We start from the raw sequence: 13,092 nt of genomic DNA, 5'->3' as shown, positions 1-13,092 counted from the left end.
GACGACCACAGCAACACCGTAGTACCTGGTCATCGGACAGCTTGAGATGAGCAGAGCAACACCAGCAGTAAGTGGTCCTCGACAGCTTGAGACGACCACAGCAACACCGCAATACCAGGCCGTCAAGCAGTAGGAGACGGACAGAGCAACACCGTCATACCTGGTCATCGAACAGCTTGAGATGACCAGAGCAACACCAGCAGTAAGTGGTCATCGACAGCTTGAGACGACCACAGCAGTACCAGCAACACCGCAATACCAGGCCGTCAAGCAGTAGAAGACGACCACAGCAACACCGTAGTACCTGGTCATCGGACAGCTTGAGATGAGCCGAGCAACACCGCAATACCAGGCCGTCAAGCAGGAGGAGACGGACAGAGCAACACCGTAATACCTGGTCATCGGACAGCTTGAGATGACCAGAGCAACACCAGCAGTAAGTGGTCCTCGACAGCTTGAGACGACCACAGTAGTACCAGCAACACCGCAATACCAGGCCGTCAAGCAGGAGGAGACGGACAGAGCAACACCGTAATACCTGGTCATCGGACAGCTTGAGATGAGCAGAGCAACACCAGCAGTAAGTGGTCCTCGACAGCTTGAGACGACCACAGTAATTCACCCAATGGGGCGGGCAAGGCAACGCATTCATATGCATGCCTTGCCCGCCCCGCACCATTTCGCTAAGCGTTACACGCCACTTGCCCAACCCGCAGCTGTAACGCTCATGCAGAATGCAGAATGACGATTGTATTTCACGTCGGATTCCATCAGGGTCAAGGAAACCCAGATTTTAACAGGAGCCACGACTTCTCACCGCACTCTGAATCTGAAGCCTACGCAGCAGCCGACCTACCAATGTTGATGTGGCCGTGTCCTCCGCTATGTGGGCCTCATATAGCGGAGAGCTGCTCTCTATTGGTTCCTTCCTTTATCACGAGCAGGATAGAGGCGCGGTTCCCGCATACCGATCTATCTACTAGCGACTCGTTTCCAGATATGACCAACCAGCGGACGCGACAGAACGGACATTCGAGGAGGGTAATTCAGTAAACGGGCCCCAGTCGAAATGTACTGCCACACCAAACCGGCGCCGCTCCTGCAGCTAGGGTTTGGGGACATATGGCGGAACGCGGCATACGAAGCACCCTTTAGTTTCGTGCGAGCTCGTGAGTACCAAACCTCATGTGAACGAAGGACTGCACGGTGGCCCACATCCGCTAGATTCCAAGCTTTTTAGGCCAGCATGATGAAAACGGGAGCTTCTCCTCGGTTTTGTTTTCGGACTGATTCGCGAACCACCTCATATTGCCTCTACGCATACTCCTGCATAACTGGCCAAAAAGTAGGTGTCACCTCTTCTAGGGTGGCCACTGGTGCGGCCTCGTTGGACACCAACCCATGTGGCCGATGGCTGCAACGATCCGTTTTGCTTCCCTGCGTCACTCACTGAATCTTGGATCTCAACAGTGTTGCTTTGCCGGTATCGACGAGCAGAACTATGGCCTGACACCCAGCCAGGTGTTGTTCCCTTCTACTACGGGACCAGCAGGAGAGTTTGGCTCGGTACTTCCCGAACAGAAACATTCGATTTCTCCCGTAGCACTGGCCCGTGGCTGCGTCAGGTTATTGGATCGAGCGACGGGCAGTCCCGTGGGAAGGGATGCTTGGCTTAGTGGAGGGTGTTAGCGGCTGTCGGGGCCGTGAATGAAGGTTTCGGCGTGAGTGACGGCTTTCTTGAAGGCGTCATTGCGCAGGGTGATGTGATTCTTGCCGGGGGATTGGAGGTAGTCGGTGCTACCGGGATGAAGCAGCCAGATGTCTCCTGCGGGCGGGAGGTAGAACACGGCGAAGGAGCGGCGAATGTCATCATCCTCGATCCATACTGGGACAACAGCCAGCGCAGCCCCGGTATCGGCGTTGATCCACTGGGCCCGAGGCAGCGGTTGTTCGTGGAGTTCGGGATCCAAGAACGGGGCGGAGCCTTTGCCCCAGCGCTGCTCGAAGCGTTCATGGAAAACCGGCAGCAAGGGTGAATCGAAACGATGCCATGCGCTCATCACAAGATACCTCCTTGGTGGGTGGGTCCCACCGTAATAGACGAACAGCGATCCAAGAAAACTCGTGCGGTGCTGAATGTGATCTGCTCCCAGCTACCCCGTGCGTTAGGTCTTCTTCGACTTCGATGTCCTCATCCTGTACACCTTTCGTCCTGCTTAATTGGCTACGAGACAGATCATGGTTATAGCGGGCCCGTCGGACTGTGTCCTCCAGCACGGCGCATAAGTCCTAGGAACTTTTCATCACAGTTCACATCCTCACGAGCTCCGCGGTGCCTAGCGTAGCGGGACAGTATCAGCCGAAAGTGGGTGCGGGTGGACGTGACAGTGGACGTGACAGTTGTCGTTTTGTTGCGCCGAGCGGGATTTAACGTGCCGTGCTGGCATCGTCCTACATCGTTCTCGGCTCTTGTTTGACGCCCCGGTCTGGGTGATCCAGTTTTGCCCATTGCTGGGTAAGGCGTTGATGGCGTGGCGGTTTCCCTCCCCAGTAGCGATAGCAACCTTGCGTGGCCTAGCCTTCTCGGCTACCGGGATACGCAGGGTCAGCACCCCGGTGTCGTAACTGGCTTCGATGTGACCTGAACTTAGGTTCTCGCCCAAGACCAACTGGTGGCTGAACACGCCCTGGGGCGGTTCGGAGGCAAGCCTTTCTTTGCTGCCCTCCACTGCACTGCGCTCTGCCCGGACCGTGACCACATTGCGTTCCACATCAAGGTTGATAGATTCTGGGGCTACCCCGGGAAAGTCAAACTCAAACTCAAAGGTGCCCCCGACACGCCGGGCGTCCACGGGAATCGCCGCCGGGCGGGCAGCAGTGCCCAGCACCTGCGCGGTGAGCCGGTCGAGTTCAGGGAACGGGTCTGCGCGCATCAACATGGCTTACTCACTCCTTCACAACGCCACTTAATATCTGTGACACTTAGCTTTCAGATGTGAATATTTAGTTCTCTCGTGCCTGCCGCGATCTAGTGTGGCTGACTTAGATTTTTTATAGCACGCCTGCCAGACTGGGTGCAAGACGTATTTTTTCCAGCAAGCAAAGATGGCAACTGAGGAGCGGATCACCGCGGCGTCAGACTCGCAATCACGAGGCGTGTACGCGATCTCCGTCGCAGCTGAACTCGTCGGAACGGGGCAACAGAAGAGACGGATCGCGGAGCTTCTGTCTGCAGGCCTGCACCTATCCGGCATCCGCCTCGTTTTAGTCTTAGAGAAGGAAAACGAGACCCTACGGTCACAACTCCACGACCAGATCCTCTTCAAAGCGCCAAGAAAGATCAGGAAAATTTGGACGCCGTTGCGCAACAATGAGGGTACCTGCCGTTTGGTGATGCAAGCTGTGGGCGAATAGTTTTATCGACACGCTAAAAGCACCGGTGCATCTGGGTCCGCCGCCGATCTTGACTGTCCCACAAGCCAGTCGCTCACCGACGCATGTACGGCCGATGTCGGAAATTTTCGAATGCGCGTGATTCTGCAGATGTCAGTTTTCCCCACGCCCCGCCTGACTTAGCGCCCGACCGGCGTCCCCATACGGGGCAGTTTGTCGACCATCAATGGTTGGCCGTAGGAAAGTGCCACGGAATTGAGGGGCTTCTGTGCTCTGGGCACAGGCATCGTCGCAGGCCAGCGCGGATCGCTGGTAAAAGCCAGCTCGGGATCCTCCAACATAGCGCCACCCAGAAAGCTGCCTATCCGCTCCACCCCGCGCATCGCGACTGGCGCGCCATCCTTTGCCCACCCAAACTACACATCGTAAACAGACTTTCGCGCTGCAACGTACCGCTCGCGCACGGTGGCGCCCCATCCGCCGTCGGGCGTGAAGGATTCCTCAATCCGCCGGCCCCACACGGGAAGTTCTCCCGTGGCAGCCCAGGCAGCCTGGCGAGCGGCACCGAGGGCAACATATTCGCGCTGTTCGGGCACCTCGACGGGCACTCCAAACACGGTGGCAGCAGCCTCGCGCAACGCGCGCGACTTCGAGCCACCGCCTATGAGCAACACTCGCTGGACCGGAACGTGAAACGCGCTCAGCCCGGCGAGCGCGTCGGCCAGAGAATTCAAAACGGCCAGAACAGAGGCACGGGCCAGGTTCTCCGGCGTCATATTGGCTCTGGTCATACCCACCAGCGTCCCGGTGGCATCAGGCAGGTTCGGAGTGCGTTCACCGTCGAGGTAGGGCAACAATGTCAGGCCCCCGGCATCGGGCGCGGCGGCGAGCGCCAGCCGGTCAAACTCGGCCAAGTCAACGTTCAGCATGGCTGCACCTGCGGCCATAACTCGGGCTGCATTGATCGTGGCCAAGAGGGGCAGGTGCCGCCCAGTGGCGTCGGCGAACCCGGCAAGCTGCCCGGAGGTGTCATGTATAGGGGCATCGGAGACGGCAAAAACCGTGCCAGAGGTGCCGATCGACACCACAATCTCACCAGGCGCAATCTCCAAACCCAGCGCCGCTCCAGCATTGTCACCCATGCCGGCACCGACGACGGCGGCACTTGCGCCCCAGCGCGGATGTAGTTGGCCAGCACTTTCCTCGGGCGCCAGAACCCTCGGGAGTCCGGGCACGGCGCCAAAGAACTGCTCCAACAGCTCGGGGCGGTAGTGGTTCGTGGCGGGATCGAAGTAGGCCGTCCCGGAAGCATCGCTACGGTCCGTGGACCATTCGCCGGTGAGCTGCAAGTTCAACCAGTCATGGGGCAGGCCCACGGTTTTCACTCGGGCGGCAATGTCTGGCTCATGGCGGGCCAGCCAGGCCAATTTGGTCAGCGTAAAAGAGGCCACGGGAAGCACGTTGACCGCGTCAATCCACGCCTCCGCGCCCAGCTCGGTCACCATGCGGCGGGCTTCCTCAGCGCTGCGGACATCGTTCCAGAGCAGCGCCTCATGGACGGGTTTGTTGGCCTCGTCAACGGCCACCATACCGTGCTGCTGGGCGGCTACGGCCACACCGGCCACCTGATCCCCCAAGGCAGGAATGCCAGCAGCATTCCACGCTTCTTCGAGTGCAGCGCTCCAGAGCTGAGGGTTGATCGAGGTGCCATCAGGATGTGCAGCCGAAGCGGCCGCTACCTGCGCTCCCGTGGCCAGATCGATCGCCACCACCTTGCATGACTGGGTGGAGGAATCAATGCCCACCACCAGCGGAGAGGTATGTACGTCGGCACTCATGCGAGAACTCCCTGCATGTCGGCGGACCCCTGCAAAGCGCGGGCCAGCGACTCATCCAGAACCAGTGTGTTAACAATTCCGGCGGCCAGGCAGGCCCGAACGGCATCAGCTCGCGCCTCCCCTTGCGCCACCGCGATGACCTTGGGTGTGCGTTGGAGCTGTTTGATGGTGACGGAAAGGATCCGCGCGTCGAGTTCTGCACTGACGGCGCTCCCATTCGCGGCAATCAGACGCCCGGAGCATTCAGCCACCGCACCCTTGGCGATGCCGTCTTGGCGCACAGCGTTATCCACCCGGTTCCAGACAGTCGAGAGGTTGGGCGCCCACGCACCAATGGCAACCACGGCCAGATCAAGGGAATCAGCCATGCGCATGGCGTCAGCAATTTCAGGTTGGCGGCGCAGACCCGATGCGGTCGCGGGACTGTCCACCACCAAGGGAGCCCACATGGGCCAGGTGCGTCCGCCCCCGATCCGGCCCAAACGCTGAACGAGCTCCAGCGGATTGCCACCCCCCGGTACAGGGAGAGCGCCGGCAAGCTGGACAACATTGCATTTGGGCAGCTCAGTGACATGCCGGGCAGCCAAGTCCAAGGTGCGGGACCAAGAGATGCCAACGCTCATTCCCGTGCGTGCCTCAGCCATGAGTTCTTCGGCTACCGCGTGGGCTTGAAGGTCGCGCTGCTGGAAGTCGTCATCGAGCGTTTTCACTACCACCGCGCGGTTTATCCCCAGCGCAGCGGCGAGCGCTTGAGCATCGACGGTCACTTGATTGCCGGGTCTGCGAATCTCAATATGCACAATGCCTGCAGCACGCGCCTCATCCAAAAGGCGGGCTACCTGAAACCGTGAAATTGAGTGTTCCGTGGCAATTTCAACCTTGGACAGATTGTCCAAATAATAGGCCTGCCCAATGCGGGCCAATAGCTCCTCATGCGATATTTCCGGCACGGCACGCCCTCCTAAAAATGTCATTTGAGCGTTCGCTCTTGCTCAAACGAGTATATATGACTAGAGTCACTAAACAAACGAGCAAGATCATCGTCTCAAATGAGCAACGAGATTGAGAGTGACCAATGAAGTTCCCCTTATTCCGCACTCAGGCTGCAGGTGGGCCCAACACCGGCGCCCGGACTGCACGTGCCCGAAGCAAGAGCGCCAAATCCGCCATCTGGCTGGCTGCTGCCGCTGCCACAGTCTTGGCACTCGGCGGCTGTGCACCTGCAGGAGCTGGCCAGGACACCATTGTGGTGGCCATTGTGGCGAACCCGCAGATGAAGGACGCCGTCTCCCTCCAAGATGACTTCAAGGCCAAACACCCTGACATCAACGTCAAGTTCGTGACTCTGCCGGAGAATGAAGCCCGCGCCAAGATCACCGCTTCGGTGGCAACTGGCGGCGGCGAGTTCGACGTCGTCATGATCTCCAACTACGAAACCGAAATGTGGGCGACGAATGGGTGGATTGAAAATCTCCAGCCTCTCGCGGACGCCACAGAAGGCTATGACACCGAGGATTTCATTCCCACCATCAAGGACGCACTGAGCTATAACGGCGATATGTACTCCGTTCCGTTCTACGGCGAATCCTCTTTCCTGGTGTACCGCGAGGACCTCTTCAAAGCTGCCGGGATCACCATGCCGAAGAACCCGACGTGGGCTGAGATAGGCAAGATTGCCCGCCAGCTCAACGATCCGGCCAAGGATTTTGCCGGAATCTGCCTGCGCGGTCTGGCTGGGTGGGGCGAGGTCATGGCACCGCTGGACACGGTCATCAATACCTACGGCGGCCAGTGGTTCGACATGGATTGGAACGCCAAGCTCGATTCCCCGCAGGTCAAGGCTGCCGTCACCGACTACGTTGATTTACTGCACGACGCCGGCCAGCCCGGCGCCGCGACCAGCGGCTACGGTGACTGCATCACCCGCTACAGCCAGGGCAAGGCGGCCATGTGGTACGACGCCACTGCCATGGTCTCTAGCATCGAAGACCCCGCTTCTTCCCTCGTTGCCGGAAAGTCACAGTACGCCCCGGCGCCGGTGCAAAACACCGGATCTGCAGGCTGGCTCTACAGCTGGTCGCTGGCTATCCCCTCCACGAGCGAACACAAAAGCGCTGCATGGGACTTCGTCTCCTGGATGACGAACAAGGACTACATCAAGCTGGTTGGCAATGACATTGGTTGGGAACGGGTGCCACCGGGCAGCCGCCAATCCACCTACGAAATCCCCGAGTACGCAGCCGTTGCCAAGGCCTACGCCGAGCCCACACTCAAAGCCATGTACAGCGCCAAGCAGTCCACCAGCATGGTCAACCCCGTCCCCTACCCGGGCCTGCAATTTGTGGGAATCCCGGAATTCCAGGATCTAGGAACCCGGGTCAGCCAGCAAATATCGGCCGCTATTGCCGGACAGAAATCCGTTGACGAGGCGCTCCAACAAGCCCAGCAGTACGCCGAACCCGTCGCTAAGTCATACCAAGAAGGAGGCAAATAATGGCGAACACGCTGGTTGGTCGACACAATGAAAAACAACATAAGCAAAAACTTCGCAGCCAAAAGAGTGCCAACGAGGGCCATAACGGCTCCGGCATCTCTAAAGCCGAAGGCTGGCGCCGCCGCGGCCCCCTCCTACCGGCGCTGATCTTCACGATCGTCATCACGCAGCTGCCCTTCCTGGTCACCATCTGGTATTCACTCCGGAACTGGAACCTCCTCCGACCCGACGGCAACGAGTTCATTGGCCTGCAAAACTATGTGGATATCTTCATGGATTCCACGTTCCGCAGTTCGGCTTTGAACAGCATCCTCATCACCCTGGGTTGCGTGTTCTTCGCCATGGTTCTGGGCATCATCTTCGCCCTCCTGCTCGACCGCAAATTCCGCGGCCAGGGCGTGGTGCGCACCATGCTGATCACCCCATTTTTGATCATGCCGGTGGCCGGTGCCACGCTGTGGAGCATCTCCATGTTGAACCCCAGCTTCGGCCTGGTGAACTGGGTCATCTCACTGGTGGGCATCCCGCCCGTGGACTGGACGGCGCAACACCCCGTCATTTCCATCCTCATGGCTCTGGTGTGGCAGTGGACCCCGTTCACCATGCTGCTGGTTTTGGCTGGGCTGCAGTCTCAGCCCAAGGACGTCCTCGAGGCCGCGCAGATCGACGGCGCCGGCTGGACCAAGACTTTCATCTGGGTCACGCTCCCCCAGCTGCGCCGCTACATTGAACTCGGCGTGCTGCTGGGCACCATTTACGTGGTCAACACCTTCGATCAGATCTACCTCATGACGGCGGGCGGGCCCGGCACAGCCAGCGCCAACTTGCCGTTCTACATCTATCAGCGGGCCTTCTTGGGCTTCGATATTGGCCAGGCGGCCGCGATGGGCGTGGTGGTTGTCATCGCCACCATCATCATCGCCACCTTCGCCCTCCGCCTGATCTTCCGCAGCTTTGACGCAAAGGACTAAGCCGTGACCATCACCAATCCCACCCGTCCCCCGGCCACCCTGTCCGCTGAACGGAAGTCTCGTGAAGCACGACGCCGTTTCTCCGGTTCCGCGATCACCACCCTGACGTGGTTGCTGGCCTTCGTCTTCTTCGCTCCCGTGATTTGGCTGGTCATGACGGCTTTCAAACCCGAATCCGCCGCAGCATCAAACCCGCCGGTGTTTTTCTTTGTCCCCACCTTTGAGCAATTCGAGGCTGTACTGGCAAACGGTGCCGGGGCGTACTTTCTGAACTCGCTGATCGCCACAGGCGTCTCCACTATCTTGGTGATCGTGCTGGCTGTTCCTGCCGCCTATGCGGTGAGCATCCGCCCGGTGAAGAAGACCTCCGATGTGTTGTTCTTCTTCATCTCCACCAAAATGCTGCCCGTGGTCGCTGTCATCATGCCCATTTATGTCATTGCCGGACAACTCAAAGTCTTGGACAACATAGGTACGCTCATTATCTTGTACACGGCCATGAACTTGCCCATTGCCGTCTGGATGATGCGGTCCTTCTTCCAAGAGGTGCCTGCCGAGGTGCTCGAGGCAGCGGCCATGGATGGGGCAGGGCTACTCAAGACCCTGCGCACCATCTTGATCCCCATGGTGACCCCCGGCTTGGCCGCCACGGCGCTGATCTGCGTCATATTTGCTTGGAACGAGTTCTTCTTTGCCCTGAACCTCACAGCAGCCAACGCCGCAACGGTGCCCGTCTTCTTGGTTTCGCAGATGACCAGCGAGGGCTTGTTCTTGGCAAAGTTGTCAGCCGCATCGGTGTTGGCATCGCTGCCGGTTGTCATTGCTGGCTGGGTAGCCCAGAAGCAACTGGTGCGCGGACTTTCGATGGGTGCGGTGAAATAGGACCATGACACCAACACAGGCGTCAACACACCCATCTGCGCACGCACCCAGCGCGGAACTTCCCGAAACCATGACCGCTTCAGTGCTGGTTCGCCAAGGCGAACTTCGAACTGAACAGCGGCCCGTGCCCACGCCAGGCCCGGGCGAGGTGCTGGTGCGCATCACCTCAGTCGGGGTGTGCGGCTCCGATACGCATTATTATGCGGAGGGCCGGATCGGCACGTTTGTGGTGGAGGCACCCATGGTGCTCGGTCACGAACCCGCGGGAGTCATTGTGGCACTGGGTCAAGGTGTCACGGACCGGGCGGTGGGCCAGCGCGTTTCACTGGAGCCGGGCATTCCGGACCTGCTGTCACAGCAGACGCTGGCCGGCTGCTACAACTTGGATCCAGGCGTGCGGTTCTTTGCCACCCCTCCCATTGACGGGGTCTTCTGTGAATATGCCGTTCACCCGGCAGCATTCAGCCACCCGGTCCCGGACTCCGTTTCTGACGACGCCGCAGCCCTCTTGGAACCTTTAAGCGTGGCCTTGGCAGCGCGGGCAGCGGGCAAGATTCAGCTTGGCGATTGCGTACTGGTGGCCGGGGCTGGACCCATCGGGTTGCTCATTTCAAAGGTCGCTCAACTGGCTGGCGCCACGGTCACCCTGACAGATGTGCGGCCAGAGCGCCTCACAGAGGCCCAAGCATACGGAGTCACGCATACGTTCACGGCGTCCGATCAGCCGCCCGTGGCCTCGGATTTTGATGTATTTATCGATGCCAGCGGGGCCGAACGTGCCATTTTGGGCGGGTTGGCCCGGCTGGCCCCGCGCGGTCGCTGTGTGCTGGTTGGAATGGGGGCCGACACCATCGCGCTACCGGTCCCTCTGGTCCAGGGGCGCGAATTGATGATCACCGGCACTTTCCGCTATGCGAACACGTGGCCTACAGCCATCGCGCTGGCGGCATCCGGGCAGGTAGATCTCGACGCTCTTGTCACCTCGGTGCACGAGCTTCACGACGTCGAGGCGGCCCTGACGGCGGGCATCAATCCGGGTGCGCTAAAAGCAGTCATCCACCCATAGCCCGCCGCTAGGGAATCTCGTGGATGAGGAACGCTAGTGCAGCAATGGCGTCTTTTCCCCCGACGCTAGCGCAGCAATGGTGCGATTCTTAGAAACGCTGTGGCAGTGCCCGTCAGCCGCCGGCCACGGACTGAATGATCATCAGTTCGTTGCCGGCGGCCACGCGTGTTTGGAGTCCATCGAGTCGCCGCACCTCGTCGCCCTCAAGATAGATGTTCACATAGCGCCGAAGGGTGCCCGTCTCGTCCCGCAGCCGGCGGCCAAATACGGGAAACTCGACGGCAATGGCGTCCAGTAGTTGGGCCACCGTTGCCCCGTCGCCCACCTCCAAATGCAACTCTGCACTGTTGCCCACCAAGGGCTGGAGTAGCCTCGGCACCAGCATGGTCACTTCCTCCGTCATGGGCACCACCCTAGGTATGCTCGACGGCGGCCACCCGGACACACAAGACATCCGGTAGTTGTTTCAAGACGGGGACAAAGTGCTCGCCTTCATCGGCGCTGGCATAAACGGCCCCGCCTCGGGTGCCAAAGTACAGCCCTGCTGGCTCCGCGGTGTCAACAGCTGCCGCATCCCTGAGCACCACGTTGTACTCGGGTTGAGCCAGTCCGTCAGCCAATCGTGTCCATGACTGCCCGGCGTCGTCCGTCCTGTGCACACCCAATTGCCCATCCGGTGGGATGCGCAGATAATCGGCCGTAAGGGGGATGACCCACGCGGTGTCCGAGCGGCGGGGGTGGGTGAGGATGGTGAATCCGAAGTCGGCGGGCAGGCCACCGGCAATGTAATCCCAAGAGTCGCCGTTGTTGGCGCTGCGATAAACGCCGCCATGGTTTTGCGCGAAGAGCACCTCCGGATGGTTGGGGTCGCGGGCGATCTTGTGCACGCATTGGCCGAACTCCGGGGTTTCCTCCGGCATGAAGCTGGCACCAATCCCCTGATTCCGCGGCACCCAAGATTCTCCGGCGTCAGTGCTGCGGTAGACGCCACCAGTGCTCATGGCGATGTGGATGGTGTTTGGATCGTCGGGGCTGGGCAGCACGGTATGTGCCGCTGCACCGCCGAAACCCGCACCCCATTCGGTGCGGTGCGGGTGGTCCCAGAGCCCTCGGTTCAGCTCAAAGTGCTCGCCACCGTCGGTGGATTTCCACAGGGAGATGGGTTCGCAGCCGGCCCACACCACGCGTGGCCGAGAGGCAGTGTCCGGCTGGATCTGCCACACACGTTCCAGCGCAGCCCCGGTGTCTTGCGGGAAACTGATGGCCCCGTTTTCTGGCTCTTGCCATGTGGCACCCAGATCGTCAGAGTGCGCCACGGTGGGGCCCCAGTGTTCGCTGCGCAGGCCCACCAAGATGCGGGTACGTCCACCGCGAGTGTCAATGGCGAGGCTGGGGATCTCTTGCATCAGGAAATGCGGACCCGTGAAGGTGTAGTTTTCCCTGTCCTCACTGGTTCCCAGCCACAGGCCCTTTTTGGTACCCACCGCCAGTAGCGTTGTTGCTCTCGTCTCAGAATTAGCTCCATTGCTCATGAGTTCAATTCGAGCACCACAGCGCATGAGCGGCAAGGGTTCCGGGGCAGTAACTTTGGTAGCTTCGCATTTCCACGCCCCTCGCCCGGAAACGCCCCCGCTCTACGGGGTGCGGATGTGGGGTGCGGGGGCTGGGGCTGGCGCGGATTTTTGGTTGCCAGCGGAGAAACAGGTGCGGATGCCGGAAATGCCCTCCACGGACCACAACATATACCCCCTAGGGGTACTTGACACATACCCTAGGGGGGTATAGATTCGGAGTATGGAAACAGAAGAGCACACCCACGGTTACTCAGAGGAAAAGCAGGCCTACCTGCGACGCCTCAAACGCGCCGAAGGCCAAGTTCGCGGCATCGCCCGCATGGTAGAGGAGGACAAATACTGCATCGACATCCTCACTCAAATGGCTGCCGTCAACAAGGCACTCCACGCCGTCAGCATTGGCCTGCTCGAGGACCACATTGCCCATTGTGTGGTCAACGCTGCCCATGAATCTGCCGAAACAGGCAACCCGGAAGTCGTCGCCGAGAAGGTTTCCGAAGCAACATCCGCTATTTCACGTCTACTCAGGAGCTAATCACCATGAACAAAACCATCACCGTCAACGTTTCCGGCATGACCTGCGGCCACTGCGTCAGCTCTGTCACCGAGGAACTAACCGAACTCAAGGGCGTTGAAAACGTCGCCGTCAACCTCAACAAGGGTGGCGTCTCAGAAGTCACCATCACCTCCTCATTGACCTTGGATCCCACGGAAATTTCCGAGGCCGTTGCCGAAGCCGGGTACTTGGTGGTCTCCAACAACGCCTAACCCGGCAGCGCCCAATCAACTAACGCCCGATCAACCAGCGCCCGATCAATGAGAACTTGATCCGCGCCCGCAGCCCCGCACGCCCCCCCCCAACGAAATTAAGGAG

Annotated in this window: 12 protein-coding genes and 1 pseudogene; 7 read left to right on the top strand and 6 right to left on the bottom strand. The window is 59.8% G+C overall.

Annotated features, from left to right (window positions below; all coding sequences use genetic code 11):
• Nucleotides 1-1,685: 1,685 nt before the first annotated feature.
• Entirely contained in the window at nucleotides 1,686-2,060 is a 375-nt protein-coding gene (locus ACX80D_RS07525; RefSeq protein WP_459322025.1) for a hypothetical protein, read from the bottom strand.
• Nucleotides 2,061-2,522: 462 nt separating this feature from the next.
• Nucleotides 2,523-2,939 (bottom strand): annotated as a pseudogene (locus ACX80D_RS07520) (Hsp20/alpha crystallin family protein); the annotation flags it as partial.
• Between the two features lie 166 nt (nucleotides 2,940-3,105).
• Here ACX80D_RS07520 and ACX80D_RS07515 point away from each other — a divergent pair.
• Nucleotides 3,106-3,414, top strand: a complete 309-nt coding sequence (locus ACX80D_RS07515; RefSeq protein ID WP_459322024.1) for a hypothetical protein — start codon at nucleotides 3,106-3,108, stop codon at nucleotides 3,412-3,414.
• 395 nt (nucleotides 3,415-3,809) lie between these two features.
• On the opposite strand, the gene xylB is transcribed toward ACX80D_RS07515, so the two are convergent.
• On the bottom strand, nucleotides 3,810-5,231 hold the full coding sequence (gene xylB, locus ACX80D_RS07510; RefSeq protein ID WP_459322023.1) for a xylulokinase: 1,422 nt from the start codon (nucleotides 5,229-5,231) through the stop codon (nucleotides 3,810-3,812).
• Nucleotides 5,228-6,181: a sugar-binding transcriptional regulator gene (locus ACX80D_RS07505; protein WP_459322022.1), complete on the bottom strand. Its 954-nt coding sequence runs from the start codon at nucleotides 6,179-6,181 to the stop codon at nucleotides 5,228-5,230. The genes xylB and ACX80D_RS07505 overlap by 4 nt, the downstream gene beginning before the upstream one ends.
• Nucleotides 6,182-6,306: 125 nt before the next feature.
• Between ACX80D_RS07505 and ACX80D_RS07500 the strand changes: the two genes are divergently transcribed.
• Genes ACX80D_RS07500 through ACX80D_RS07485 form a run of 4 tightly spaced genes read left to right on the top strand, consistent with a single transcriptional unit; the run spans nucleotide 6,307 to nucleotide 10,644 of the window.
• A complete protein-coding gene (locus ACX80D_RS07500; RefSeq protein WP_459322021.1) occupies nucleotides 6,307-7,725 on the top strand; it encodes an ABC transporter substrate-binding protein in 1,419 nt (472 codons plus the stop codon).
• The gene (locus ACX80D_RS07495; RefSeq protein ID WP_459322020.1) at nucleotides 7,725-8,696 is read left to right on the top strand and encodes a carbohydrate ABC transporter permease; all 972 of its coding nucleotides are present in this window, start codon (nucleotides 7,725-7,727) and stop codon (nucleotides 8,694-8,696) included. The genes ACX80D_RS07500 and ACX80D_RS07495 overlap by 1 nt, the downstream gene beginning before the upstream one ends.
• Before the next feature lie 9 nt (nucleotides 8,697-8,705).
• On the top strand, nucleotides 8,706-9,578 hold the full coding sequence (locus ACX80D_RS07490) for a carbohydrate ABC transporter permease (protein WP_459322116.1): 873 nt from the start codon (nucleotides 8,706-8,708) through the stop codon (nucleotides 9,576-9,578).
• A gap of 4 nt (nucleotides 9,579-9,582) precedes the next feature.
• On the top strand, nucleotides 9,583-10,644 hold the full coding sequence (locus ACX80D_RS07485) for an NAD(P)-dependent alcohol dehydrogenase (protein ID WP_459322019.1): 1,062 nt from the start codon (nucleotides 9,583-9,585) through the stop codon (nucleotides 10,642-10,644).
• Nucleotides 10,645-10,756: 112 nt separating this feature from the next.
• On the opposite strand, the gene ACX80D_RS07480 is transcribed toward ACX80D_RS07485, so the two are convergent.
• Together ACX80D_RS07480 and ACX80D_RS07475 are read right to left on the bottom strand one after the other, a co-directional pair.
• A complete protein-coding gene (locus ACX80D_RS07480) occupies nucleotides 10,757-11,047 on the bottom strand; it encodes a MoaD/ThiS family protein (RefSeq protein ID WP_459322018.1) in 291 nt (96 codons plus the stop codon).
• A 10-nt stretch (nucleotides 11,048-11,057) separates the two neighbouring features.
• Nucleotides 11,058-12,176, bottom strand: a complete 1,119-nt coding sequence (locus ACX80D_RS07475) for a WD40/YVTN/BNR-like repeat-containing protein (RefSeq protein WP_459322017.1) — start codon at nucleotides 12,174-12,176, stop codon at nucleotides 11,058-11,060.
• Between the two features lie 262 nt (nucleotides 12,177-12,438).
• On the opposite strand from ACX80D_RS07475, the gene ACX80D_RS07470 reads away from it, so the two are divergent.
• Entirely contained in the window at nucleotides 12,439-12,753 is a 315-nt protein-coding gene (locus ACX80D_RS07470) for a metal-sensitive transcriptional regulator (RefSeq protein ID WP_459322016.1), read from the top strand.
• A 5-nt stretch (nucleotides 12,754-12,758) separates the two neighbouring features.
• A complete protein-coding gene (locus tag ACX80D_RS07465; protein WP_459322015.1) occupies nucleotides 12,759-12,986 on the top strand; it encodes a heavy-metal-associated domain-containing protein in 228 nt (75 codons plus the stop codon).
• Nucleotides 12,987-13,092: the final 106 nt, after the last annotated feature.

Source organism: Arthrobacter sp. Sr24 (assembly GCF_054511175.1).
Note: the sequence above shows the minus strand (reverse complement) of the source record. Positions and strands in the feature narration are given on the sequence as shown.